The organism is Streptomyces sp. NPDC054883 (assembly GCF_053610645.1).
The window spans coordinates 104459-130420 of the sequence record NZ_JBSGYT010000016.1 but is presented as its reverse complement, the minus strand read 5'-3'; the positions used below and the strand labels follow the sequence as shown (position 1 = coordinate 130420).

At 70.2% G+C, this 25962-nt stretch carries 26 protein-coding genes; 21 read left to right on the top strand and 5 right to left on the bottom strand.

Annotation, left to right across the window (positions count from 1 at the left end):
- Positions 1-34 precede the first annotated feature (34 nt).
- On the bottom strand, positions 35-706 hold the full coding sequence (locus ACWGH1_RS15165; RefSeq protein ID WP_453357395.1) for a response regulator: 672 nt from the start codon (positions 704-706) through the stop codon (positions 35-37).
- Positions 707-786: 80 nt separating this feature from the next.
- Entirely contained in the window at positions 787-1710 is a 924-nt protein-coding gene (locus tag ACWGH1_RS15160; RefSeq protein ID WP_453357396.1) for a RecB family exonuclease, read from the bottom strand.
- A gap of 68 nt (positions 1711-1778) precedes the next feature.
- Between ACWGH1_RS15160 and ACWGH1_RS15155 the strand changes: the two genes are divergently transcribed.
- From ACWGH1_RS15155 to ACWGH1_RS15145, 3 genes are all read left to right on the top strand, one after another.
- Complete coding sequence (locus ACWGH1_RS15155; protein WP_453408709.1) at positions 1779-3098, top strand: site-2 protease family protein; 1320 nt, start codon at positions 1779-1781, stop codon at positions 3096-3098.
- Between the two features lie 18 nt (positions 3099-3116).
- Positions 3117-4025: a tRNA (adenine-N1)-methyltransferase gene (locus tag ACWGH1_RS15150; RefSeq protein WP_136211133.1), complete on the top strand. Its 909-nt coding sequence runs from the start codon at positions 3117-3119 to the stop codon at positions 4023-4025.
- Positions 4026-4242: 217 nt separating this feature from the next.
- Positions 4243-4848 (top strand): hypothetical protein, encoded by a 606-nt coding sequence (locus ACWGH1_RS15145; RefSeq protein ID WP_453356042.1) that lies wholly within the window; start codon positions 4243-4245, stop codon positions 4846-4848.
- A gap of 3 nt (positions 4849-4851) precedes the next feature.
- On the opposite strand, the gene ACWGH1_RS15140 is transcribed toward ACWGH1_RS15145, so the two are convergent.
- Positions 4852-5181, bottom strand: a complete 330-nt coding sequence (locus tag ACWGH1_RS15140) for a ferredoxin (protein WP_453356043.1) — start codon at positions 5179-5181, stop codon at positions 4852-4854.
- A 264-nt stretch (positions 5182-5445) separates the two neighbouring features.
- Between ACWGH1_RS15140 and arc the strand changes: the two genes are divergently transcribed.
- The 6 genes from arc to prcA all read left to right on the top strand — a co-directional run bounded on the left by arc (position 5446) and on the right by prcA (position 11629).
- Complete coding sequence (gene arc / locus ACWGH1_RS15135; protein WP_361314205.1) at positions 5446-7212, top strand: proteasome ATPase; 1767 nt, start codon at positions 5446-5448, stop codon at positions 7210-7212.
- Positions 7213-7463: 251 nt separating this feature from the next.
- Complete coding sequence (gene dop, locus ACWGH1_RS15130; RefSeq protein WP_453353391.1) at positions 7464-8975, top strand: depupylase/deamidase Dop; 1512 nt, start codon at positions 7464-7466, stop codon at positions 8973-8975.
- A gap of 203 nt (positions 8976-9178) precedes the next feature.
- On the top strand, positions 9179-9391 hold the full coding sequence (locus ACWGH1_RS15125) for a ubiquitin-like protein Pup (RefSeq protein ID WP_030233608.1): 213 nt from the start codon (positions 9179-9181) through the stop codon (positions 9389-9391).
- Between the two features lie 193 nt (positions 9392-9584).
- Positions 9585-10028: an endonuclease VII domain-containing protein gene (locus tag ACWGH1_RS15120; protein ID WP_453353392.1), complete on the top strand. Its 444-nt coding sequence runs from the start codon at positions 9585-9587 to the stop codon at positions 10026-10028.
- On the top strand, positions 9980-10819 hold the full coding sequence (gene prcB / locus ACWGH1_RS15115; protein ID WP_453353393.1) for a proteasome subunit beta: 840 nt from the start codon (positions 9980-9982) through the stop codon (positions 10817-10819). Before ACWGH1_RS15120 ends, prcB begins: the two co-directional genes overlap by 49 nt.
- Positions 10820-10864: 45 nt before the next feature.
- Positions 10865-11629, top strand: a complete 765-nt coding sequence (gene prcA / locus ACWGH1_RS15110) for a proteasome subunit alpha (RefSeq protein ID WP_453353394.1) — start codon at positions 10865-10867, stop codon at positions 11627-11629.
- Positions 11630-11684: 55 nt separating this feature from the next.
- On the opposite strand, the gene ACWGH1_RS15105 is transcribed toward prcA, so the two are convergent.
- Complete coding sequence (locus ACWGH1_RS15105; protein ID WP_453353395.1) at positions 11685-12683, bottom strand: LacI family DNA-binding transcriptional regulator; 999 nt, start codon at positions 12681-12683, stop codon at positions 11685-11687.
- 146 nt (positions 12684-12829) lie between these two features.
- On the opposite strand from ACWGH1_RS15105, the gene ACWGH1_RS15100 reads away from it, so the two are divergent.
- From ACWGH1_RS15100 to ACWGH1_RS15045, 12 genes are all read left to right on the top strand, one after another.
- Positions 12830-14116: an MFS transporter gene (locus tag ACWGH1_RS15100; protein WP_453353396.1), complete on the top strand. Its 1287-nt coding sequence runs from the start codon at positions 12830-12832 to the stop codon at positions 14114-14116.
- A gap of 58 nt (positions 14117-14174) precedes the next feature.
- Positions 14175-15536 (top strand): Pup--protein ligase, encoded by a 1362-nt coding sequence (pafA, locus tag ACWGH1_RS15095; protein WP_453353397.1) that lies wholly within the window; start codon positions 14175-14177, stop codon positions 15534-15536.
- Between the two features lie 141 nt (positions 15537-15677).
- The gene (locus ACWGH1_RS15090; protein ID WP_453353398.1) at positions 15678-16619 is read left to right on the top strand and encodes an FKBP-type peptidyl-prolyl cis-trans isomerase; all 942 of its coding nucleotides are present in this window, start codon (positions 15678-15680) and stop codon (positions 16617-16619) included.
- 56 nt (positions 16620-16675) lie between these two features.
- The gene (locus ACWGH1_RS15085; protein ID WP_453353399.1) at positions 16676-17071 is read left to right on the top strand and encodes an FKBP-type peptidyl-prolyl cis-trans isomerase; all 396 of its coding nucleotides are present in this window, start codon (positions 16676-16678) and stop codon (positions 17069-17071) included.
- A gap of 141 nt (positions 17072-17212) precedes the next feature.
- Entirely contained in the window at positions 17213-18169 is a 957-nt protein-coding gene (locus ACWGH1_RS15080) for a helix-turn-helix transcriptional regulator (protein ID WP_453353400.1), read from the top strand.
- An 87-nt stretch (positions 18170-18256) separates the two neighbouring features.
- Positions 18257-19225: a helix-turn-helix transcriptional regulator gene (locus ACWGH1_RS15075; RefSeq protein ID WP_453353401.1), complete on the top strand. Its 969-nt coding sequence runs from the start codon at positions 18257-18259 to the stop codon at positions 19223-19225.
- Positions 19226-19233: 8 nt separating this feature from the next.
- Positions 19234-19527: a hypothetical protein gene (locus ACWGH1_RS15070; protein WP_453408708.1), complete on the top strand. Its 294-nt coding sequence runs from the start codon at positions 19234-19236 to the stop codon at positions 19525-19527.
- Between the two features lie 26 nt (positions 19528-19553).
- Positions 19554-19760 (top strand): hypothetical protein, encoded by a 207-nt coding sequence (locus tag ACWGH1_RS15065; protein ID WP_453408707.1) that lies wholly within the window; start codon positions 19554-19556, stop codon positions 19758-19760.
- A gap of 202 nt (positions 19761-19962) precedes the next feature.
- Complete coding sequence (gene tatA / locus ACWGH1_RS15060) at positions 19963-20253, top strand: Sec-independent protein translocase subunit TatA (protein WP_453356189.1); 291 nt, start codon at positions 19963-19965, stop codon at positions 20251-20253.
- 55 nt (positions 20254-20308) lie between these two features.
- Positions 20309-21265 (top strand): twin-arginine translocase subunit TatC, encoded by a 957-nt coding sequence (tatC, locus tag ACWGH1_RS15055; RefSeq protein ID WP_453356190.1) that lies wholly within the window; start codon positions 20309-20311, stop codon positions 21263-21265.
- Positions 21266-21349: 84 nt separating this feature from the next.
- Positions 21350-24202 carry a DEAD/DEAH box helicase gene (locus ACWGH1_RS15050; RefSeq protein ID WP_453356191.1) on the top strand — a complete coding sequence of 951 codons (2853 nt, stop codon included), beginning with the start codon at positions 21350-21352 and terminating at the stop codon, positions 24200-24202.
- A gap of 90 nt (positions 24203-24292) precedes the next feature.
- Complete coding sequence (locus ACWGH1_RS15045) at positions 24293-24949, top strand: TetR/AcrR family transcriptional regulator (protein ID WP_453408706.1); 657 nt, start codon at positions 24293-24295, stop codon at positions 24947-24949.
- A 21-nt stretch (positions 24950-24970) separates the two neighbouring features.
- Here ACWGH1_RS15045 and ACWGH1_RS15040 read toward each other — a convergent pair whose 3' ends face one another.
- Entirely contained in the window at positions 24971-25933 is a 963-nt protein-coding gene (locus tag ACWGH1_RS15040; protein WP_453408705.1) for a pseudouridine synthase, read from the bottom strand.
- Positions 25934-25962: the final 29 nt, after the last annotated feature.

The following is a 25962-nucleotide window of genomic DNA, read 5'->3' as shown; positions in this document are numbered from 1 at the left end:
GCCGTCCCACGGCCCGTGGGACGGCGACGGGCGGCTACTGCGCGCCCGGGCGGACCAGGCCGCTCTCGTACGCGTACACGGCGGCCTGCACGCGGTCACGCAGGCCCAGCTTCGTCAGCACGTGCCCCACATGCGTCTTCACCGTGGTCTCGCTCACGAACAGGTCCGCCGCGATCTCCGCGTTCGACAGGCCCCGCGCCACCAGCTTCAACACCTCCACCTCACGCTCCGTCAAGGTGCCCAAGGTGTTCGGGACGCTCTCCCCGCCCGACGGCAGGTGCCCCGCGTACTTGTCCAGCAGCCGCCGCGTGATGCTCGGCGCGAGCATCGCCTCGCCGCCCGCCACCACCCGGATCGCCTGCACCAGCTCGGTCGCGGGAGCGTCCTTCAGCAGGAAACCGCTCGCCCCCGCCCGCAGCGCCTCCACCACGTACTCGTCCAGATCGAACGTCGTCAGCACCAGCACCTTCGCCGGCCCGTCCCGGCCCGGCCCCGTGATCTGGCGCGTCGCCTCCACCCCGTCCATCCGCGGCATCCGGATGTCCATCAGCACCACATCGGGCTGCAGGGCCCGCACCTGGTCCAGCGCCTGGAGACCGTCCCCGGCCTCACCGACCACCGCCAGGTCCGGCTCCGCCTCCAAGATCATCCGGAAGCCGGTGCGCAACAGCGGCTGGTCATCGACCAACAGGACGCGGATCGCCACAGGGGTACCTCATCTTCGGAATCTTCGGACTTCGAACGGCGGCTTCGACGGGCGCCGCCCATTGTGCCCTGACCCGGCGATCAGGAACCCCCCGGTCCCGCCGACCCCTCCGCCGCCGCCCGGGGAACGATCACCAGCGGATACACCGGGGGAGTCCCGCCGAACTCCGGACACACCGCCTGATGATCACACCAGCCGCACAGCTTCGTGCGCTGCGGCCGCCACACACCCGTCTCCGTCGCCTCCACGATCGCGTCCCACAACGCCAGCAGCTTGCGCTCCACCCGCTCCAGATCCGCCACCACCGGGTCGTACGTCAACACGTCCCCACTGCCCAGGTACACCAACTGCAGCCGGCGCGGCACCACCCCCTTCAACCGCCACACCACCAGCGCGTAGAACTTCATCTGGAACAGCGCGCCCTCCGCGTACTCCGGCCGCGGCGCCTTGCCCGTCTTGTAGTCCACGATCCGGACCTCGCCCGTCGGCGCCACATCCACCCGGTCGATGATCCCGCGCAGCCGCAGCCCCGACTCCAGCTCCGTCTCCACGAAGAACTCCCGCTCCACCGGCTCCAGCCGCGTCGGGTCCTCCAACGTGAACCACCGCTCCACCAGCGCTTCGGCCTCCGTCAGCCAACGCGCCAGACCCTCCCCCTCGTCACCCGCCGGGAACAGCTCCGTCAGCTCCGGCTTCGCCTCCAGCAGCCGGTCCCACTGCCCCGGAACCAACGCCTTCGCCCGGGGCGCCGTCCGCTCCTGCGCGGGATGGTCGAACAATCGCTCCAGCACCGCGTGCACCAGCGTCCCCCGCGTCGCCGCCGCACTCGGCTTCTCCGGCAGCTTGTCGATCACGCGGAACCGGTACAGCAACGGACACCGCATGAAATCGCTCGCCCGCGAAGGCGACAGCGAGGCGGGCCGCACCGCGCCGGCCGGCCCGTCGGGCGCGGCATCGGCAGCGGCAGCGGCCACGCCAGGAACAGGACCGGGGCTCGTCGTCATGCGTAAAACCCTACGACCCGCCACCGACAGCACGCGCATACCATCGACTCCGAGCCCCCTCGCACTGCATGATCAGAGCATCACACCGTGCTACCGCACCACGGCACACCCACCCGACACACCCGCACAACGCCCCGCACACCACCGGCGGCACCGCCCCACCGGACAGCACCGAACGAAGGACAGCCGTGCCAGACACCGACGAAACCGGTGAGCGCGCACCCAAGCGCTCCGACCCGGGCGGCGGACTCCTCATGGGCCGCCCCTTCGGCGTACCCGTCTACGTCTCGCCCAGCTGGTTCCTCGTCGCCGCCCTCATCACCTGGGTCTTCGGCAACCAGCTCGACCGCGTCCTGCCCGAACTCGGACCGGCCCGCTACCTCGTCTCCCTCTTCTTCGCCGTCGCCTTCTACGCCTCGGTGCTCGTCCACGAACTCGCACACACCGTCGCCGCCCTGCGCTTCCGGCTCCCCGTACGCCGCATCCGGCTCCAGTTCTTCGGCGGCGTCTCCGAAATCGAGAAGGAAGCCGAAACCCCCGCCCGCGAATTCGTCCTCGCCTCGGTCGGCCCCCTCCTCTCCCTCCTCCTCGCCGGCGCCTTCTACCTCGGCATGGAAGCCGTCGACGCACCCACCGTCCCCGGCGTCCTCCTCGCCGGCCTCATGATCTCCAACCTGCTCGTCGCCGTCTTCAACCTGCTCCCCGGCCTCCCCCTCGACGGCGGCCGCATGCTCCGCGCCGTCATCTGGGGCATCACCGGAAAACCCATGGCCGGCACCGTCGCCGCCGCCTGGGTCGGCCGCGCCCTCGCCGTCACCGTCCTCATCGGCCTGCCCCTGGTCACCCAGACCGGACTCCTCGGCAACCGCAGCCAGGAGATCGGCGGCATGGACACCGTCATGGACGCCCTGCTCGCCGCGATCCTCGCCGCCATCATCTGGACCGGCGCCGGCAACAGCCTGCGCATGGCCCGTCTGCGCCAGCACCTCCCCGAACTCCAGGCCCGCGCCCTCACCCGCCGCGCCATCCCCGTCGAGAACGCCACCCCCCTCTCCGAAGCGCTCCGCCGCGCCAACGAAGCCGGAGCCCGCGCCCTCGTCGTCGTCGACGGACACGGTGACCCCACCGCCATCGTCCGCGAAACCGCCATCGCCTCCGTCCCCGAACACCGCCGCCCCTGGATCGCCGTCAGCACCCTCTCCCAAGACCTCACCGAGGGCATGAAGGTTTCAGCGGACCTCGCCGGCGAAGAACTCCTCGACCACCTCCGCGCCACCCCCGCCACCGAATACCTCGTCCTCGAACCCGGCGGCCGGATCTACGGGGTCCTGTCCACCACGGACGTCGAAAAAGCCTTCGTGAAGGCCATGGCGCGGCCCCAGTCCTGAACCCAATACACTGGTCACATGTCCGAACCGACCGGTGCCGCCCGCCGACGCGGGCCCTTCGAGGTCGGGGACCAGGTTCAGCTCACCGACCCCAAGGGCCGCCACTACACGTTCACGCTCGAAGCCGGGAAGAATTTCCACACCCACAAGGGTTCCTTCCCGCACGACGAGCTGATCGGTGCTCCCGAGGGCAGTGTTGTCCGTACCACGGGAAACGTCGCCTACCTCGCGCTGCGCCCCCTGCTCCCCGACTATGTCCTGTCCATGCCCCGCGGTGCCGCCGTGGTCTACCCCAAGGACGCCGGCCAGATCCTGGCCTTCGCCGACATCTTCCCCGGCGCCCGCGTCGTGGAAGCCGGCGTCGGCTCCGGCTCCCTGAGCAGCTTCCTGCTGCGCGCCATCGGCGACCAGGGCATGCTCCACAGCTACGAGCGCCGCGCGGACTTCGCCGAGATCGCGACCGCCAACGTCGAGCGCTACTTCGGCGGCCCGCACCCCGCGTGGCAGCTCACCGTCGGCGATCTCCAGGACAACCTGTCCGACACCGACGTCGACCGCGTGATCCTCGACATGCTCGCCCCCTGGGAGTGCCTGGAAGCCGTCTCCAAGGCCCTCGTCCCCGGCGGCATCCTCTGCTGCTACGTGGCCACCACCACCCAGCTCTCGCGCACCGTCGAATCCATCCGCGAGTTCGGCTGCTACGCCGAGCCGCAGCCGTGGGAATCGATGATCCGCAACTGGCACGTCGAAGGCCTCGCCGTCCGCCCGGACCACCGGATGATCGGCCACACCGGCTTCCTCGTCACCGCCCGCCGCCTCGCGGACGGCGTCGAACCCCCGATGCGCCGCCGCCGCCCCTCCAAGGGCGCCTACGGCGAGGACTACGAAGGACCGGGCAGCCAGAGCCGCGGCGGCGACCGCGACTGACCCACCGGCCCGCGCCCACCCGGCGCAGACCCCAACACGAGAGCGCTGTGGCGCAGTTCCCCCGACCGGACGGGAACTGCGCCACAGCGCCTTCTCGTTGCCGGGGACGACAGCGCCGGAAGCCGTCGGCACCCGCACGGACCCACCCGTTCCACCCCGGTGTGAGGTATGGCACGATGCTGGCACCGCGTCACCCTTCGCACAGGAGACACCCCGCGTGCTGCACAGCCCCACCGAGCCGGCCCCCGTACTGGACACCCTGGCCCACGGTGGCGCCGACGCCATCCACTGGGTCGCCACGGCCACCGCCATGGCCGCCGTCATAGCCGCCGCGGGCTTCCTCCAGCCCGGCCCCGCGACCGGCGCCCCGGTCACCGCAACCTCCGCGGCGGCCCCCGCCGGCCCCCCGGCCACCGCCCCCGACGCGCACGCCGTCAGCTACCCGCTCGACTGCAGGGGCATGCCGCAAGCCGTCACCGCCACCGCCCAGGGCGACCTCGACGGCGACGGCCGCCCCGAGACCGTGGCCGCCGTCCGCTGCGACGCGGGCTCCGGCACCCCGCCGCACGCCATCTACGTCCTCACCCAGGACAAGACCCCGGGCGCCCCGCCGCGCGTCGTCGCCACCCTGCTCGAAGCCGGCCGACGGCAGACCGCCACCGACCTCACCATCAGTGACGGCACCGTAACGGCACGTCTCTTCGGCTATTCCTCACCGGCGGTCCCGCGCTACAGCCCCGACACCGAACAGCTCGCCAAGTGGCGCTGGGAGGGCGGAAAATTCCGCCAGGAGCTTACCGACTCGCGCCCCGCAGCTGTGTGACCGTCACTCCGCGTCAGGGCCGTACACCTCGACCCTGTCCGAAACGCGGCGGACGTGGATGCAGTCACCCGGGCATTCCTTCGCCGAATCGACCACGTCCCGCAGCAGCGTCAGCGGAACCGGAGTCGTCGCCCCCGGGGCCTGGAGGAGCTCGTCCTCCGCGCTCTTCACGTAAGCCAGACCGTCGATGTCCAGCTCGAACACCTCCGGGGCGTACTGCACGCAGATGCCGTCGCCGGTGCACAGGTCCTGGTCGATCCACACCTCCAGCGACGCCTCGGCCTCGCCGGCGCCGGCGGTTCGGTCGGAGGTTGCCTCCTGCTGCACGGTCATATCTCCTGCCGTTCCCTGCACTGAGTGATCCTTCCCGGTCACAACTCGCGACAAGTCGCGCGGGCCCTGACGGGTGTTGAACGCTTCGACCTTACAACCGGCTGCTTTCCGATGCTGCTGGGTGGGTATTTCCTTGACGAGAGGGAGTACGCAAGGGTGAAGATCGGACACACCTCTACCGTCTTTGTGATCTAGGGGTTTCAATCACCACCAGCCCAGGTAGGGTCAGGAAGCGTCCAGCTCCCCTTGGAGGAGGTGAGGACCGTGGCAGCCCACGACGACGACATCAACCGCGGCATCCGGCCCGGGCGAGGGTCCGAGGACCCCGCTGGCCAGGTTGCCTATCTCGAGCAGGAAATCGCCGTCCTGCGACGCAAGCTCGCCGACTCACCGCGTCACACGAGGATTCTCGAAGAGCGGATCGTAGAGCTCCAGACGAATCTGGCCGGTGTATCCGCACAGAACGAACGACTGGCGAATACCCTCCGTGAGGCCCGCGACCAGATCGTGGCCCTCAAGGAAGAAGTCGACCGGCTCGCCCAGCCGCCGGCCGGCTTCGGTGTCTTCCTGCAAGCCAACGAGGACGGCACCGTCGACATCTTCACCGGAGGCCGCAAACTCCGCGTGAACGTGAGCCCCAGCGTCGACCCGGAAGAGCTCCGGCGCGGCCAGGAGGTCATGCTCAACGAAGCGCTCAACGTGGTCGAAGCCATGGAATTCGAGCGCGCCGGGGACATCGTCACCCTCAAGGAAATCCTCGAGGACGGCGAGCGCGCCCTGGTCATCGGGCACACCGACGAGGAACGGGTGGTGAGGCTCGCCGAGCCGCTCCTGGACATCACCATCCGCCCCGGCGACGCCCTGCTCCTCGAACCCCGCTCCGGCTACGTCTACGAAGTGGTCCCCAAGAGCGAGGTCGAAGACCTCGTCCTCGAAGAGGTCCCGGACATCGACTACGACAAGATCGGCGGCCTGGGCGACCAGATCGAACTGATCCGCGACGCGGTCGAGCTCCCCTACCTCTACCCGGACCTCTTCAAGGAGCACGAACTGCGCCCGCCGAAGGGCATCCTGCTCTACGGCCCCCCCGGCTGCGGCAAGACGCTCATCGCCAAGGCCGTCGCCAACTCCCTTGCCAAGAAGGTCGCCGAGGTCACCGGCCGCCCCACCGGGAAGTCCTACTTCCTGAACATCAAGGGCCCCGAACTCCTCAACAAGTACGTCGGCGAGACCGAGCGGCACATCCGCCTCGTCTTCCAGCGTGCCCGCGAGAAGGCCAGCGAGGGCACCCCCGTCATCGTCTTCTTCGACGAGATGGAATCCCTCTTCCGCACCCGCGGATCCGGCGTCAGCTCGGACGTGGAGAACACCATCGTCCCCCAGCTCCTCGCCGAGATCGACGGCGTGGAAGGCCTGGAGAACGTCATCGTCATCGGCGCCTCCAACCGCGAGGACATGATCGACCCGGCCATCCTGCGCCCCGGCCGCCTCGACGTGAAGATCAAGATCGAGCGCCCGGACGCCGAGGCCGCCAAGGACATCTTCGCCAAGTACCTCAAGGCCTCGCTGCCCCTGCACGCGGACGACCTGTCCGAACACCAGGGCTCCACGGCCGGCACCGTCCACAGCATGATCCAGACCGTCGTCGAGCAGATGTACGCCGAAAGCGAGGAAAACCGCTTCCTCGAGGTCACGTACGCCAACGGCGACAAGGAAGTCCTCTACTTCAAGGACTTCAACTCCGGCGCCATGATCCAGAACATCGTGGACCGGGCCAAGAAGATGGCGATCAAGGCCTTCCTGGAACACAACCAGAAGGGCCTGCGGGTCGCCCACCTCCTCCAGGCCTGCGTGGACGAGTTCAAGGAGAACGAGGACCTGCCCAACACCACCAACCCGGACGACTGGGCCCGAATCTCCGGAAAGAAGGGCGAGCGGATCGTATTCATCCGCACCCTCGTCACCGGAAAGCAAGGCGCGGACACCGGACGCTCCATCGACACGGTGGCAAACACCGGTCAGTACCTCTGACAAAGCGGGGCGGCTGCGGATGCCCCGACCGGGGCACCCGCAGCCGACTGCTTTACCGACTGCATTTCCAGCCGGTGGCAGGACAAATTCAATGACTGAAATGATCTCCCCACCAGCGCGGAGTGGTTCTAGGCTCTTCCGTACCGCAGGTCGCGCAGTGCGGGAACGGACGCCGCACACGACGCATCGGAGCACCAGCGGTACTTGAGCGCCGCTCCCGGACGGGAGCGCCGCCGGGCAAGGAGGGCCGCATGACCGTACGGCGAGTAATGGGGATCGAGACGGAGTACGGGATCTCCGTCCCGGGACACCCGAACGCCAATGCCATGCTCACCTCGTCCCAGATCGTCAACGCCTACGCGGCGGCGATGCACCGGGCGCGCCGAGCCCGCTGGGACTTCGAGGAGGAGAACCCGCTGCGGGACGCCCGCGGCTTCGACCTCGCCCGCGAGGCCGCCGACAACAGCCAGCTGACCGACGAGGACATCGGCCTCGCCAACGTGATCCTCACCAACGGCGCCCGCCTCTACGTCGACCACGCCCACCCCGAATACAGCTCCCCGGAGATCACCAACCCGCTCGACGCCGTCCTCTGGGACAAGGCCGGCGAACGGATCATGGCCGAGGCCGCCGAACGCGCCGCCCAGCTCCCCGGCGCACAGCCCATCCACCTCTACAAGAACAACACCGACAACAAGGGCGCCTCCTACGGCACGCACGAGAACTACCTGATGAAGCGGGAGACCCCCTTCTCCGACATCGTGCGCCACCTGACCCCCTTCTTCGTCTCCCGCCAGGTCGTGACCGGCGCCGGACGCGTCGGCATCGGCCAGGACGGCCGCGACCACGGCTTCCAGATCAGCCAGCGCGCCGACTACTTCGAAGTCGAGGTCGGCCTGGAGACGACCCTCAAACGGCCGATCATCAACACCCGCGACGAGCCGCACTCCGACGCCGAGAAGTACCGCCGGCTGCACGTGATCATCGGCGACGCCAACCTCTCGGAGATCTCCACCTACCTGAAACTCGGCACGACCGCGCTGGTCCTGTCCATGATCGAAGACGGGTTCATCAACGTCGACCTGGCCGTCGACCAGCCCGTACGCACCCTCCACCAGGTCTCCCACGACCCCGACCTGCACCACTTGATCACGCTGCGCAGCGGTCGGACACTCACCGCCGTGCAGCTGCAGATGGAGTACTTCGAACTGGCCCGCAAATACGTGGACGAGCGGTTCGGGACGGACGCGGACGAGCAGACCAAGGACGTCCTCGCTCGGTGGGAGGACGTCCTCGGCCGCCTGGAGACCGACCCGATGAGCTTGTCGGGGGAGCTGGACTGGATCGCCAAACGAGAGCTCCTGGAGGGCTACCGCAGGCGCGACGGGCTCGACTGGGACGCGGCCCGGCTGCACCTGGTCGACCTCCAGTACGCGGACGTACGCCCGGAGAAGGGCCTCTACAACCGCCTGGTGGCCCGCGGCAAGATGAAGCGGCTGCTGGAGGAGCCGGCGGTGGAGCGGGCCGAGGGCAAGCCCCCGGAGGACACCCGGGCCTACTTCCGGGGCCGGTGCCTGGAGCAGTACGCGGACGACGTCGCGGCGGCCTCGTGGGACTCGGTGATCTTCGATCTCCCGGGCCACGACTCGTTGCAGCGCGTACCGACGCTGGAGCCGCTGCGGGGGACCCGGGCGCACGTCAAGGAGCTCCTGGACCGCTGCCGCACGGCGGAGGACCTGGTACGGGTGCTGTCGGGCCGCTGAGCGGGGCCCGACGCTATCGGCGGCCCGGGCGGGGCCTGAAAGGGCCCCGGTCTGGGAATCATGGGAACACCCGGACGTTGTGAAAGTGCGGGGACGAATGTCGGACCCTCCTTGTAGGGTCCGGCATAAGGTCTGATCTTGGGAGTGGTCCCGGTCCGGGACCACTCGACGTGAGCGTGCGAACCGAGCGGGGTGAGGTAGACATGGCGACCAAGGACACCGGCGGCGGACAGCAGAAGGCGACGCGCTCGACCGAGGAGGTCGAGGAGGCCGCGGTCGAGGAATCGACCGACCTCAAGGAACGCCAGGAAAAGCTCTCCGACGACGTCGACTCGGTACTTGACGAGATTGACGATGTACTTGAGGAGAATGCTGAGGATTTCGTTCGGAGTTTCGTACAAAAAGGCGGCGAATAGCCTTCGAATCTGAGGTGAAGCCGCCAGAGTTACCTGCATGTCCAATTGAACGAAGTGGTGCCGCGGCTGCGGCCGGGACGTGCCGTTAAGCGGGTTCGCCTCAGACCGCAATCGCGGGGATGGCTTGCAACCGCGTTGCCGGGAGTGCGTAGCGTCCTGCGGGGCGCAGCACTACCGGCGTCGTCGGGCGGCGATGGGCAAAGTCGTCAAGGAGAAGGTAGAGGTTCCGGCAGGGTGGAAGCTGTGCCGACAGTGCGGTGAGGTCAAGCGGCACAGTGAATGGCACAAGAACGCCACAGCCTCGGACGGGCTGTCCACACGGTGCAAGGCCTGCCGAGCCATCCAGGGCCGGGCGGGTCACCTCAAGCGTTCCTACGGCATCACCGAGGAGGAGCGCGACCTGATGATCGCAGCGCAAGGGGGCCTCTGCGGGATCTGCCAAGAGGCTCCTCCGGAGCACGTTGATCACGATCATCAGACGGGTAAGGTCCGAGGCGTACTGTGCTTCAGCTGTAACGCCGCACTGGGGCAGTTCAAGGATCGGCCGGACGTCATACGGCGTGCAGCCGCTTACGTGGAAGGAAACCTGTGGAACCCAACACTCGTAGCACAGGGCGTCTACCGGCAGCCTTCCTGACGCCGGGGTCCTCGTCCTTCATGGACTTCCTGGGCGCGCAGGCGCCCGACATGCTGCCCGGCAATCGCAAGTTGCCGGAGGGGATCGTCGAGGCGCCGCACGGGACGACCATCGTGGCCGTCACCTTCCCCGGCGGGGTCGTGCTCGCCGGTGACCGGCGGGCGACCATGGGGAACATGATCGCGCAGCGGGACATCGAGAAGGTGTTCCCGGCCGACGAGTACTCCGCCGTCGGCATCGCCGGCACCGCCGGTCTCGCCGTGGAGATGGTGAAGCTGTTCCAGCTGGAGCTGGAGCACTTCGAGAAGGTGGAGGGGGCGACCCTGTCCCTGGAGGGCAAGGCGAACCGGCTCTCGACCATGATCCGGAGCAATCTGGGGATGGCGATGCAGGGGCTGGCCGTCGTGCCGTTGTTCGCCGGGTACGACGAGGCCAAGGAGAAGGGCCGGATCTTCTCGTACGACGTGACCGGCGGACGCTCCGAGGAGCACGGTTTCGCCGCCACCGGTTCGGGCTCGATCTTCGCCAAGGGCTCGATGAAGAAGCTGTACCGCCCCGACCTGACGGAGGAGCAGGCCACCACGCTGGTCGTGCAGGCGCTGTACGACGCCGCCGATGACGACTCGGCGACCGGTGGGCCCGACCTCTACCGCCACATCTATCCCATCGTCACCGTCATCACCGATGAGGGTTTCCGTCGGCTGAGCGACGACGAGTCGCAGGAGATCGCCCGTACGGTCACCAACCGTCGGCTCGAGCAGCCGGACGGCCCGCGCGCCGCCCTGCTCTGACCATCCGTCGCCCCGTAGGACCCAGAAGAAAGGGACGGACAGCCGGTGTCGACTCCGTTCTATGTGTCACCCCAGCAGGCCATGGCCGACCGGGCGGAATACGCCCGGAAGGGCATCGCCCGCGGTCGCAGCCTCGTCGTGCTGCAGTACGCCGACGGCATCGTGTTCGTCGGGGAGAACCCGTCCCGTGCGCTGCACAAGTTCAGCGAGATCTATGACCGGATCGGCTTCGCGGCCGCCGGCAAGTACAACGAGTACGAGAACCTGCGGATCGGCGGTGTGCGGTACGCGGATCTGCGCGGGTACACCTACGACCGCGATGACGTGACGGCCCGTGGGCTGGCGAACGTGTACGCGCAGACGCTGGGCACGATCTTCTCCAGTGCGGGTGAGAAGCCGTACGAGGTGGAGCTGGTCGTGGCGGAGGTCGGTGCGACGGCCGCGGGGGACCAGATCTACCGGCTGCCGCATGACGGGTCGATCGTGGACGAGCACGGTTCGGTCGCGGTCGGTGGCAATGCCGAGCAGATCAGTACGTACCTGGACCAGCGGCACCAGGACGGGATGACGTTGTCCGAGGCGTTGAAGCTGGCGGTGCAGGCGCTGTCCAGTCAGGCGAACGGTGCGGACAAGTCGATTCCGGCCGAGCGGCTGGAGGTCGCGGTGCTCGACCGGACGCGGCCGCAGCAGCGGAAGTTCAAGCGGATCCGGGGCCGGCAGCTGGCGCGGCTGCTGGAGGCGGACGTGCCGGCGGCGGCGCAGGCCGACGCGGTGTCGAACGACGAGGGTCCGGAGGACGACGCGGAGTAGTGCGTGTCGGGGGAGCCCCGGTCTGCCGTTGCGGCGGGCCGGGGCTTTCGTGCGTTCAGGCTCGGGGGGCGGGGCCGGAGGAGTCGCGGACGACGAGTTCGACGGGGATGTCGGGGGCGGACCAGTGGGCGCCTTCGAGGACGGCGAGGAGGGCGGTCATGCCCTGTCGGCCGACGGTTTCGGCGGGGAGGCGGACGGTGGTGAGTTCGGGTTCGACGGCGGTGGCGAGGGCGAGGTCGTCGAAGCCGGTGACGGAGAGGTCGTCGGGGACGCGCAGGCCGAGGCGGCGGGCGGCTTTGCAGGCACCGGCGGCGAGGATGTCGTCGTCGCAGATGACGGCGGTGGGGCGGGCGCCGGGCGTGCTGAGGGCGGCTTCCAGGGCGGTGCGGGCGCCGGTGACGGTGAGGGGGGCGCGTACGGTGCGCAGCTCGGCGGGGGCTTCGAGGAGGCCGGCGAGGGCGCGGGCGCGGATGTGGAAGGTCCAGGAGTCGACGGCGGAGGCGAGGTGGAGGAAGTGGCGGTGGCCGTGGGCGAGGAGGTGCTCGGCGGTTTGCCGCATGCCGTCGGCCATGGCGAGGTTCACGTGGGCGGCGGCGGTGTGGGAGGCGGGGTCGCTGTCGAGCATGACGAGGGGGAGGCCGTTGCCGCCGATGGCGTCGAGGGCGTCGGCGGCCATGGAGGAGGCGATGACTCCGTCGAGGGCGGCGCGGGCGGAGGCGAAGGGGTCGCGGGCTGGGCCGGTGCCGTCGGGGGAGGGGTAGAGGACGACGCCGAAGCCGTGTTCGGCGGCGACTTCGGCGGCGCCGGTGTAGACGCGGGCGAAGAATTCGTTGGTGAGGGCGGGGACGACGAGGAGGGCGGTGCGGGTGCTGCCGAGGCGGAGGTTGCGGGCGGCGAGGTTGGGGCGGTAGCCGATGTGGGTGGCGGTTTCGCGGACGAGGGCGGCGGTGCGTTCGGAGACGCGGCCGCGCCATTTGTCGCCGAGGACGAGGGAGACGGTGGCTTGGGAGACCCCGGCGGCGGTGGCGACGTCCCGGCTGGTGGGTCTCGTCACTCGGGGCTCCTGTTGTGCGAGGTCACGGCGGGTGGGGGCGGTGGGGGTGGGTGGGCCGTCTGGACTGGCGGGTTGTGGCCATGGTACGTATGGCGGCACACGTTATACGTATTACTCCGGCTTGATCCGGGCAGAAGGGAGCGGACATGGCCGCGGGTTATGCGGAGCTGCTCAAAACCCGGCATGCCGCGAGGCTGCTGGCGGGGACGCTCATAGGGCGGCTGCCGAACGCGACGGCGCCGATCGCGATCGTGCTGTTCACCCGGGCGGAGGGGGGCAGCTACAGCCTCGCGGGCGCGTTGGCGGCGGTGTACGGCGTGGCGAACGCGGTGGGGCAGCCGTTGTTGGGCCGGGCGGTGGACCTGTACGGGCAGCCGCGGGTGCAGTTGCCGGCGGCGGTGGTGTCGGCGCTGGGGATGGTGTGGCTGGCGCTCGCCGGGACGGGGTCGGTGGCGGAGGCGTACGCGGCGGTGGTGGTGGCGGGGTTGTTCACGCCGCCGCTGGAGGGGGGTCTGCGGGCGCTGTGGCCGTCGGTGCTGGGCGGCAAGGAGGAGCGGGTCCATGCCGCCTACGCGATGGACGCGGTGGCCCAGGAGGTCATGTTCACGGTCGGTCCGCTGCTGGTGACGCTGTTCGTGTCGCTGTGGGACCCGGCGGTCGCCCTGGTGCTGCTCAACGGGATCGGGGTGCTGGGGGCCCTGTCGGTGGTGGTTTCGGAGCCGTCGCGGGCGTGGCGTTCGGAGCCGCGTGCGGCGCACTGGCTCGGCGCTCTGCGCTCGCGCGGGCTGCTGGCGCTGCTGGGGGCGTTCTTCTTCGTGGGTACGGCGCTGGGGTCGATCACGGTGGCGGGTGTGGCGTACGCGGACGGGCATGGCGGCCAGGCGGTGTACGGCTGGCTGATGGCGGCGCTGGGGTTGGGTGCGCTGGCCGGCGGGGTGCTGTACGGGGCCCGGCAGTGGCCGGGGGCGCCGGAGCGGCGGCTGCGGGTGCTGGTGGCGTTGCTGGCGGCGGGTTACCTGCCGCTGATGCTGGTGCCGGGGGTGGTGGCGATGACGGCGCTGACGGCGTTGGCGGGGGTGTTCCTGGCGCCGGCGATCGCGTGTGCGTTCATCGTGGTGGACCGGCACGCTCCGGCGGGAACGGTGACGGAGGCGTTCTCGTGGCTGGTGACCTTTTTCGGCGTGGGGGCTGCGATCGGTACGGCGGCGGCGGGTCCCGCGGTGGAACTGGGGGGTACTGCGGCCGGTTTCGCCGTGGCGGGTGTGGCGGGCGGTGCGGCACTGCTGGTGCTGACGGCCACTCAGCGGGTGCTGGCCTCGGCCGGGCGCAGCCGGGCGGTGGCAGGGTCCGGCGCGGGGGGTGCGGGGCAGCTGCCGGGGGAGGGCGGCGCGGCCCGTGCGGACGGCGTGTCGGAGCCCTTCGCGGGAAACTGATCGGAACCCCGCTCTCGAACCCGGTTTCAGAACAGGGCAGAAGGCGTAATGTTCAGTCATGGACCGCCGCATTTTCGGGCTGGAGAACGAGTACGGCGTCACGTGCACGTTCAGGGGACAGCGCCGACTGTCACCTGACGAAGTGGCGCGCTACCTCTTCCGCCGTGTTGTGTCATGGGGCCGCAGCAGCAATGTCTTCCTGCGGAACGGCGCCCGCCTCTACCTCGACGTGGGTTCGCATCCGGAATATGCAACTCCCGAATGCGACAACCTGACCGAACTGGTCACTCACGACAAGGCCGGCGAGCGCATTCTCGAAGGCCTGCTCGTCGATGCCGAACGCCGCCTGCACGAGGAGGGGATCGCGGGCGACGTCTACCTCTTCAAGAACAACACCGACTCGGCGGGCAATTCGTACGGCTGCCACGAGAACTACCTGGTGGCGCGGCACGGTGAATTCTCCCGTCTGGCGGACATCCTCATTCCGTTCCTCGTCACGCGCCAGCTGATCTGCGGCGCGGGCAAGGTCCTGCAGACTCCGCGGGGTGCGGTCTACTGCGTGAGCCAGCGCGCCGAGCACATCTGGGAGGGCGTCAGCTCGGCCACGACCCGGTCGCGGCCGATCATCAACACGCGGGACGAGCCGCACGCGGACGCGGAGCGGTACCGCCGGCTGCACGTGATCGTCGGGGACTCGAACATGTCCGAGACGACCATGCTGCTCAAGGTGGGGGCCACGGACCTGGTGCTGCGGATGATCGAGGCGGGGACCGTGATGCGTGACCTGACCCTGGAGAACCCGATCCGGGCGATCCGGGAGGTCAGCCACGACATCACCGGCCAGCGCAAGGTGCGCCTCGCCAGTGGGCGCGAGGCCTCGGCGCTGGAGATCCAGCGCGAGTACTACGACAAGGCGCTGGACTTCGCCGAGCGCCGCGGCATCCGTACGGGTGTGGTGGAGCAGGTGCTGGAGCTGTGGGGCCGCACCCTCGACGCGATCGAGGAGGAGGACCTGGACCGGATCGGGACCGAGATCGACTGGGTCATGAAGTACCAGCTGATCGAGCGGTACCGGGGCAAGCACAACATGACGATGTCGAATCCGCGGGTCGCCCAGATAGACCTCGCCTACCACGACATCCACCGCCGGCGCGGGCTGTACTACCTCCTGGAGCGCAAGGGGCAGGCAGCTCGGATCTGCAACGACCTCAAGATCTTCGAGGGCAAGTCGGTGCCTCCGCAGACGACGCGGGCGCGGCTGCGCGGCGATTTCATCCGCCGGGCGCAGGAGCAGCGGCGGGACTTCACCGTCGACTGGGTGCACCTGAAGCTGAACGACCAGGCGCAGCGGACGGTGCTGTGCAAGGACCCGTTCCGTTCGGTGGACGACCGGGTGGAGAAGCTGATCGCCGGTATGTAGCCGCTCGGCGGCCCGCTGGGCGGCGGCAAAGTGTGACATCTCGCTGATCTTGGCCGGGGCCCCGTACGCATCTCGTACGGGGCCCCGTCCACGCCTTAGAGTGGCGGGCGACCGCGTTGCCGTCTGAGATCTGAGGAACACGTGCGCCGACTTGCCGGCCTGCTGGTCGTACCCCTTCTGCTGCTGACGACGGCAGCCTGCGGTGACGACAGCGGCTCCGACTCCGCCCAGATGAAGAACGGGGTGCCCGCGATCACGAAGGGCGCCGAGTTCGGGGAGAAGCCGACCCTGTCGAAGGGGAAGGGCGACCCGCCGAAGGAATTGAAGGCGGTCGTCCTCCACGAGGGCACCGGCCCGGTGCTCAAGGCGAAGGACGTCGCCCAGGTCAATTACTACGGCCAGGTGTGGGACGGCAAGGAGCCCTTCGACGAGAGCTTCAGCAAGGGCAAGACCTTCGATGTGACCATCGGCGCCGGCATGGTCATCAAGGGCTGGGACCAGGGCCTGGCGGGCAAGAAGGTCGGCAGCCGGGTCGAGCTGGTGATCCCGCCGGACCTCGGTTACGGCGCGCAGGGTTCGGGCGAGAAGATCAAGCCGAACGCCACGCTCGTGTTCGTGGTGGACATCGTCAAGGGTGCCAGCGTCCCGGTGTCGGCGACGGGCAAGGAAGTCCCGCAGGAGGACAAGGACCTGCCGAAGGTCGGTACGAACACGGACGGCAAGGAAGTGTCCGTGACCGTCCCGAAGGACACCGCCGCGCCCGCGAAGCCGGTCTCGAACTACGTCCTGGAGAGTGACGGCCCGGTCGTGAAGGACACCGACACGGTCGTGGTGAAGTTCAACGGCAAGACCTGGAAGGACGACAAGACCTTCGAGAGCACCTACGCCACCGACACGGTGGTGACCTGGCCGCTGTCCGATCTGTCGGTCAAGGGTCTCAAGGACGGCATCCTGGGCAAGAAGGCCGGCAGCCGGATCCTGTTGGTGATTCCGCCGGACCAGGCGTTCGGTGACAAGGAGCAGGGGACGATCCCGGCCAATTCGACGCTGGTGTTCAGCCTCGACATCCTCGCGGTGATGTAACACTTGGTTCCGGTTTCCTGCCGGCCCCGGCCGGGAGGCGCCTCCTGTTGGTTCGTATGAGGAGCAGTTCCGTGAGCGACAAGCTCGAGAAGCCCGAGATCGACTTCCCCGAGGGCCCCGCCCCGACCGACCTCGTGGTCGAGGACATCTGGGTGGGCGACGGCGCCGAGGCCAAGGCCGGTGCGTTCGTCAAGGTCCACTACGTGGGTGTGGCCTTCTCGACCGGCGAGGAGTTCGACGCCTCGTGGAACCGTGGCGCCCCGCTGGACTTCCAGCTCGGTGTCGGCCAGGTCATCAAGGGCTGGGACCAGGGTGTCCAGGGCATGAAGGTCGGCGGCCGTCGCAAGATCACGATCCCGGCGCACCTCGCGTACGGTGACCGTGGCGCGGGCGGCGGCGTGATCGCCCCGGGCGAGACGCTGATCTTCGTCTGTGACCTGATGGCCGCCTGAGCGACCGCGCCGTCACAGCCGTGGGGCCCCTGCCGTGAGGCGGGGGCCCTCGCTTTTGCCGGGGACCTCCGGGACGGTACGGTCAACGGTCACGGGTGTGTACGCCGGCGGGTGTACGTCGGGAAGGGCGGAAGGGCGTCGATGGCGATTGCCAAGGCCGAGCGGCTGATGAACCTGGCGCTGTGTCTGCTGGGGACCCGGAGGCCGCTGAGCAAGCGTGAGCTGCGGGGTTCCATCGAGGCGTACCTGGAAGCGGGGAACGACGAGTCCTTCAACCGCATGTTCGAGCGGGACAAGGACGATCTGCGCGAACTCGGCCTGGTGATCGAGACGGTGGAGAACCTGGAGGGCGAGACCGGCTACCTGGCCCGCCGGGACAGCAACCGGCTGCCGCCCGTCTCCCTGGACGCCGAGGAGGCCGCCGCCCTGGGGCTGGCGGCCAAGGTATGGCAGCAGGCCCGGCTGGCGGGCGCCGCCAGCGGGGCGCTGCAGAAGCTGCGCGCGGGCGGGATGCCGGAGGCCGGTGACCCGTACGAGGGCCAGCACAGTGCGATCGAGCCGCGCATCCCGGTCCACGAGGCGGCCTTCGAGCCGCTGATGCTGGCCTGCCGGGACCGGCGGCCGGTGGTGTTCGACTACCGCAAGTCCACCGCCGCCCACCCGGAGACCCGGCAGGTCGAGCCGTGGGCGCTGGAGTGCTGGCGGGGCCACTGGTACCTGGCGGGCTTCGACCGCGACCGCGGGGCGGAGCGGGTGTTCCGGCTGTCGCGGATCACCGGCAAGGTCCGTTCGCGGGCCGCCAAGTACACCGCGCCGGTGCCGGACGTGGTGACGGTGCGGGAGACCGTGGCGAGCTGGGCCGGGGAGAGCGCGGACCGCACCGCGCGGATCCGGCTGCGGGCCGGGGCCGGGTACCCGCTGCGGGCCAAGGCCACCTCCGTCAAGCAGGGCGACGACGGCTGGGACGAGCTGGAGATCCCGTACGGGCACGGCCTGGACGCCTGGCTGGTGGAGTTCGGCCCGGACGTGGTGGTGGTGGAGCCCGCCGATCTGCGGGCGGACGTGGTGGACCGGCTGCGCGCCGTCGCGCTCGGCTGACCGGCCGCGGCGGGGAGCGGCCGCGCCGGGGAAATCCGTACCGCTCGGATGTCATGAACGCACGCCCTGAGGGGGAGACGTACCAGCATGGCTGCGAACGCCATTGACCAGACCCGCCGGATGCTGTCCTTGGTGACGTATCTGCGCGAACGCCCCGGGGCGCACGTCGCCGACGTCGCGCGCGCCTTCGGGATCACCGAGGACGAGCTGATCTCGGACCTCGACGTGCTGCCCATGTGCGGGACGAGCTTCCGCGGCGGGGACCTGCTCGACATCGACACCGACGGGGAGCGCATCTGGTGGCGCAACCCCGACGCGTCGGGGGAGTCGACGGCCGAGCCGCTGCGGCTGGCCGCCGACGAGGCGACCGCGCTGCTGGTCGCCGCCCGGGCGGTGGCGACCCTCCCGGGGCTGCGCGAGAGCGACCGGGACGCGCTGCTGCGGGCCACCGCGAAGCTGGAGGCGGCCGCGGGCGAGGCGGCGGGGGCCAGCTCCCGGCTGTCGGTGACGTTCGAGTCCGAGGGCGGGGTCTTCGCGGACGTCGACCGGGCCATCGCCGAGCGCCGCCGGCTGTGGCTGCGCTACTACTCGCCGGCGCGGGACGAGCTGACCGAGCGGACGGTCGACCCGATCCGGCTGTTCGCGGTGGGGCACACGTACATGGAGGGCTGGTGCCACCTCTCCGAGGCCCGGCGCACCTTCCGGCTGGACCGGGTCGCGGAGATCCGGCTGCTGGACGAGCGGGCCGAGCCGCCCGCGATCGAGCCGCGCGACCTGTCCGAGGGGCTGGTCCAGCCGGCCGCGGAGGACCCGGAGGTCGTGGTCGAAGTGGGTCCCGGCGGGCGCTGGGTCGCCGAGTACTACCCGCACGACAGCGCCGAGGAGCTGGCCGGGGGCGGCCTGCGGATCACGCTGCGCAGCCCGGATCCGGCCTCGCTGCGCCGGCTCGCGCTGCGGCTGGGCCGGGAGGGGCGGATCGTGTCGCCCCCGGAGCTGGCGGAGAGCGCGCGCAGCGCCGCACGAGCGGCACTCGCGGGATACGGGGAACAGGGCTAGGGGGAGCGATGCCGGCAACATCGGGGGGCGGCCCGGGACCGGCCGCCGGTCCCGGGCAGAAGCGGCCCGGGACGGGCGCGGTCCGCGGCGGTCCGGTCACCTTCAAGGCCGGGTGCCCGGAGTGCCGCGGGCGGTTCGAGCTCGCGGCGGGCGCGCTGCGCCTGGCGATCGGCGGCAGCCGCCGCAGCACGTTCTACTCGTTCACCTGCCCGCAGTGCGGGGCGCAGGTGCGCAAGCCCGCCGGGGACCGGATCGTCGAGCTGCTGACGGGCGGTGGTGTGAGCACCCTGCGCAGCATGTGAGGCGGTGGCGGCGCTAGGCTCCTCCCATGCTGTGGCCGATGCTCGCAATTGCCCTGGGTTTCCTCGGTCTCGCCGTGCTGGCGGTGCCGGCCGTGCGGGTGTTCCTGGCGGTGCGCCGCCTGTCGGCGCAGGTGGCCGAGGCCAGCCGCCGGGTCACCGAGGCCGCGGGCGACCTGGAGCGGGCCGCCGCGGATCTGGCCGCGGCCGGCCGGGCGGCGAGCCGGTTGGCGTAGTCTCGTAGAAACCTCGCGTACGGGGTCGTACGATCCCCTGACCGGTCCGGGTCGGCCCGCGCCGCAGGGGGCGGGGAGACGCCGGGTGATTGCCGGGCGTTAACCCCTGGGGGTTACGATCCATGCAGGAGCGGTGACGGGACTGCGTCCCGGCCCGCCCGCCACCCTTAACCAGCCGTTTCGGTGAGAAGGAAGTCAGCCCATGATCGGCAATCTGAAGCCTCTTGAGATCCTCCTGATCATCGCCGTGATCTTCCTGCTGTTCGGTGCCAAGAAGCTCCCCGACATGGCGCGCTCCCTCGGCAAGTCGGCCCGCATCCTCAAGAGCGAGGCCAAGGCGATGAAGCAGGACGGCCAGGCCGAGGAAGCCGCCGCCCCCGTCGCCGACCAGGCCCCGCAGCAGCCGGCCGCGCCGCGCACGATCCAGGCCTCGCCCGGTGATGTGACCAGCGCCCGTCCGGTCGGCGAGCCGAACCGCACCACCCAGGGCTGACAGCCTGCGGCCTCACCGGTCACGCCAGCATCTGCAACGAGACAAGGGACGTGGGTTGCTCAAGTCTGCCCGCAAGCAGGGTCAAGCGAACAAGGACGCCGAAGGGCGGATGCCCCTTGTCGAGCACCTGCGTGAGCTGAGAAACCGCCTGATGAAGTCGGTCCTGGCGATCCTCGTGATCACCGTGGTGGCGGCCTTCTTCTACAAGGACCTCATCGACTTCATGCTGAAGCCGATGCTGGACTCCGTGGGCTGCACCAACGGGGTGGTCTCGCAGCGCAACGGCCGCCCCTGCGCCGACATGACCGTCAACGGCCTCATCGCGCCGTTCTCGATCGCCCTCAAGGTCTCGCTCACCGCCGGTGTGGTGCTCTCCGCGCCGGTGTGGCTCTACCAGCTGTGGGCGTTCGTCGCCCCCGGCCTGCACAGCCACGAGAAGAAGTACGCCGTCGGTTTCGTCGCGGCCGGAGCGCCGCTGTTCGCCGCCGGCGCCGTACTCGCGTACAAGATCCTCCCGCAGACCGCGATGATCCTGCTGGAGTTCACGCCGGACAACGCGCGCAACCTGCTGCCGGTCGACGACTACCTCGACCTGGTCACGCGCATGGTCGTCGTGTTCGGCCTCGCCTTCGAGCTGCCGCTGCTGCTGATCCTGCTCAACTTCACCGGCGTGCTCACCGCCCGGCGGCTGGCGAGCTGGTGGCGGATCATGGTGCTCGGCATCACGATCTTCGCGGCGTTCGCGACGCCCACCGGCGACCCGCTCACCATGATGTCGCTGGCCGCCCCGATCATCGCCCTGTACTTCATCGCGCTGGGCCTGTGCCTGATCAACGACCGCAGGCGCAAGCGCCGCAACCCCGACGCCGGCCTGGACGACGACGAGGCCTCCGTGCTGGACCTGACGCCCGCGCCCATCGGTGCGGTGGAGGCGGCCCCGGCCGCCTCGGCCCTGCCCGCGCAGGACGACGGCGGGCGCGAGCGGATCAACGGGTACGACGACGCCACCTGACGGTCCCGGCCCCCGGGCCGGTCATCGGGGCTCCCGGTAAAGATCCGACTGTTGTCACAGGCGGCGGGTAGGCTCGAAGACAAGATGACCGAAGAACTCTCACCCGCGCAGCGGTACGCCGCTGCCCGGATCCGCGCCGCCGAAGAGGCCACCGCCCTGGCTCCCTTCCGCGAGATGTACGAATTCGGCCTGGATCCGTACCAGGTAGAGGCCTGCCGGGCCCTGGAGGCGGGCAAGGGCGTCCTCGTCGCCGCCCCCACCGGCTCCGGCAAGACGATCGTCGGCGAGTTCGCCGTGCACCTCGCGCTGCGGCAGGGCCGCAAGTGCTTCTACACCACGCCGATCAAGGCGCTGTCGAACCAGAAGTACGCCGACCTCGTCAAGCGTTACGGCGCCGAGAAGGTCGGCCTGCTGACCGGTGACAACAGCGTCAACTCAGAGGCGCCGGTGGTCGTGATGACCACCGAGGTGCTCCGCAACATGCTCTACGCGGGCTCCCAGTCGCTCCTGGGCCTCGGCTACGTGGTGATGGACGAGGTGCACTACCTCTCCGACCGGTTCCGCGGCGCCGTCTGGGAGGAAGTGATCATCCACCTCCCCGAGTCGGTGACCCTGGTCTCGCTCTCCGCCACCGTCTCCAACGCCGAGGAGTTCGGCGACTGGCTCGACACCGTGCGCGGGGACACCGAGGTGATCGTCTCCGAGGAGCGGCCCGTACCGCTGTGGCAGCACGTCATGGCCGGCCGCAAGGTCTACGACCTGTTCGAGGAGGAGTCCGACCACGGCGGCCGCGGCTCCGCCCGCCGCGAGGTCAACCCCGACCTGCTGCGCATGGCGCGGGAAGAGAACAGCCGCACGTACAACCCGAAGGACCGGCGGCGCGGCAAGATGGTCCGCGAGGCCGACCGCGAGCGCGAGCGGCGCTCCCGCGGCCGGATCTGGACCCCGAGCCGGCCCGAGGTCATCGCCCGCCTCGACAACGAGGACCTGCTCCCCGCGATCAACTTCATCTTCAGCCGGGCCGGCTGCGAGGCCGCCGTCCAGCAGTGCCTGCACGCGGGGCTGCGGCTCAACGACGAGATCGCGCGGCTGCGGGTCCGGGAGATCGTCGAGGCGCGCACCTCGTCCATCCCCACCGAGGACCTGCACGTCCTCGGGTACTACGAATGGCTCGAAGGGCTGGAGCGGGGCATTGCCGCGCACCACGCCGGAATGCTGCCGACCTTCAAGGAGGTCGTGGAGGAGCTGTTCGTCCGCGGCCTGGTCAAGGCCGTCTTCGCCACCGAGACCCTCGCGCTCGGCATCAACATGCCCGCGCGCACGGTGATCCTCGAGAAACTGGTCAAGTGGAACGGCGAACAGCACGCCGACATCACCCCCGGCGAGTACACGCAGCTCACCGGCCGGGCCGGGCGGCGCGGCATCGACGTCGAGGGCCACGCGGTGGTGCTGTGGCAGCGCGGCATGGACCCGGTGGCGCTCGCCGGGCTCGCGGGCACCCGTACGTACCCGCTGCGCTCCAGCTTCAAGCCCTCGTACAACATGGCCGTGAACCTGGTGCAGCAGTTCGGGCGGCACCGCTCGCGCGAACTGCTGGAGACCTCGTTCGCGCAGTTCCAGGCCGACCGCTCGGTCGTCGGCATCTCCCGGCAGGTGCAGCGCAACGAGGAGGGCCTGGACGGCTACCGGGAGGGCATGACCTGCCACCTGGGGAACTTCGAGGAGTACGCGCGGCTGCGCCGCGACCTCAAGGACCGCGAGACGGAGCTGGCCAAGCAGGGCGCGGCGCAGCGCCGGGTCCAGGCGGCCGGTTCGCTGGAGAAGCTCAAGCCGGGCGATGTCATCCACGTGCCGACCGGCAAGTTCGCCGGGCTCGCGCTGGTGCTGGACCCGGGCATGCCGGCCGGGCGGTCCAACGGGCACCGGGGGTACGAGTACACCGAGGGGCCGCGGCCGCTGGTGCTCACCGTGGAGCGGCAGGTCAAGCGGCTCGCGGCGATCGACTTCCCGGTCCCGGTGGAGGCGATCGACCGGATGCGGATCCCGAAGACGTTCAACCCGCGCTCCCCGCAGTCCCGTCGGGACCTGGCGTCCGCGCTGCGGGCCAAGGCCGGGCACATAGTCCCCGAGCGGCGGGGGCGCGGGCGGGCCGCCGCGGCCGACGACCGCGAGATCGCCCGGCTGCGCGCCGAGCTGCGGGCGCACCCCTGCCACGGCTGTGACGAGCGCGAGGACCACGCCCGCTGGGCGGAGCGCTTCCACCGGCTCAAGCGGGACACCGTGCAGTTGGAGCGGCGCATCGAGGGGCGGACGAACACCATCGCCCGCACCTTCGACCGGATCCACGCCCTGCTGACCGACCTGGACTACCTGCGCGAGGACGAGGTCACCGTGCACGGCAAGCGGCTCGCCCGGCTGTACGGGGAGCTGGACCTGCTGGCGTCCGAGTGCTTGCGCGAGGGCGTGTGGGAGGGGCTGAGCCCTGCCGAACTGGCTGCCTGTGTCTCGGCGTTGGTGTTCGAGGCGCGCCAGTCCGACGACGCGGTGGCGCCCAAGGTGCCGGGCGGCGCGGCGAAGGCGGCGCTGGGCGAGATGGTCCGGATCTGGGGCCGGCTCGACGCGCTGGAGGAGGAGCACCGGATCAACCAGGCGGAGGGCGTGGGCCAGCGCGAGCCGGACCTCGGCTTCGCGTGGGCCGCCTACCAGTGGGCGTCCGACAAGAGCCTGGACGAGGTGCTGCGCGAAGCGGAGATGCCGGCCGGTGACTTCGTGCGCTGGTGCAAGCAGGTCATCGACGTGCTCGGGCAGATCGCGGCGGCGGCGCCGTCGTCCTCCGCCCCGCCGTCCTCCCAGGGCGGCAGCACGGTGGCGCGAAACGCCCGCAAGGCCGTGGACGCGCTGCTTCGCGGTGTGGTGGCCTACAGCTCCGTCGGCTAAGCGGATTTGGGTCTTCCTCCGAGAGGTGGGACGGCCGGATCTCATCTCTTGCCATGATCGATCGGACGTGTCCTGTGCGACGATCGGCGCATGAGTGGGGGAACGGACGAAGGGCCGAGACGGGTCGGTCGGCCACGCGCTGATCAGCTGAGACGGCACGGCGACCGGCCGCCGCGCGAGGAACTCCTCTGCGCGGCGGCCGAGTTGTTCACCGTGCACGGGTACGCGGCGACGACCACGCGGACCGTCGCGGAACGGGCCGGAATGCGCCAGGCGACGATGTACCACTACTTCGGCGGCAAGGAGGAACTCCTCGCCGAGCTGCTGGAATCCACGGTCGCGCCCTCACTGGCGCTGGCCCGCCGGCTGCTGGCCGATACCGCCCTCCCCGCCGCGCGGCGGCTGTGGGAGCTGTGCCGCTCCGACGTGCTGCTGCTGTGCGGCGGCCCGTACAACCTGGGCGCCCTCTACCTGCTGCCCGAAGTGGGCGGGGCCCGGTTCGCGCAGTTCCACCGGATGCGCGCGGAACTGCGCGGGGCCTACCGGGAGTTGCTGCGCGCCACCTCGGTCGGGGCCGAACTGGCCGGGGACCGGGCCGGGCTGGCCCTGCGCAACGACCTCGTCTTCGGCCTCATCGAGGGGGTCATGCTCGTCCACCGCTCCGACCCGGCGCGGCCGGTCGCCGCCTTCGCCGAGGCCGCCGCGGACGCGGCGCTGCGGGTCGCGGGGGTCAGGGAGCAGGCCTGAGCCCTTTGAGGCGCTTCCGCTTCAGGGACCGGCCTCCCAGCCGGGGAGGTCGTCCCAGGCCCGCAGGGTCAGCCCGCTCTCCAGACGGTGGGCGGTGCCGGTCAGCGGATCGGTGAACGCGAGCTTGCGGGCCAGGAGTTGGAGGGGACGCCGGTAGTCGGCCGGGTCCGCGGCCGCGGCGACCACCGGGTAGACGGGGTCGCCGAGGATCGGCAGGCCCAGACCGTTCATGTGCACCCGCAGCTGATGGGTGCGCCCGGTGTGCGGCGTCAGCCGGTAGCGGCCCAGTTCCCCGCGGGTGGCGATGAGCTCGACGAGGCTCTCGGCGTTCGGTTCGGCGCCCGCCACCTCCACCGCGGCCATCTCGCCGCGCACCTTCTCGATGTGGCTGCGCACCGTACGCGGAAGCCGGACCCGCGGATCGTGCGCGGCGACGGCCTCGTACTCCTTGAAGACCTTCCGCTGCTCGAACAGCGACTGGTAGGCCCCGCGGTCCTCGGGGCGGATGCTGAACATCACCAGTCCGGCGGTCATCCGGTCGAGGCGGTGCGCCGGGCTGAGGGCGGGCAGGTCCAGCTCCACGCGCAGCCGCGCCAGGGCGGTCTGGAAGACGTGGGTGCCGCGCGGGGTCGTGGCCAGGAAGTGCGGCTTGTCCACGACCAGGAGGTGCGCGTCACGGTGGACGACGCGGATCGGGAACGGCACGACCGGCTCGGGCGGCATGTCCCGGTGGAACCACAGGAACGCGCCCGGCTCGTACGGGTCGCGCGGGCGCAGGACGCGCCCGCCGGGGCCGAGGACGCGGCCCGAGTCCAGCAGCCGCGCCATGGACTCGGCGCCGCGGGTGCCGGCGTAGCGGGCGGCGAGGTAGGCGCCGAGGTCCGCCCACAGCCCGTCCGGGTCGGGGGGCAGCCGCAGCCGGACCGGGTCGATGCCGGCCAGCTGGGGCAGGGGGGCGGGCGGGATGTGGGATCTGCGTCTCATCGGGGTCCAGCGTAGGCCCTGCCGGGGCG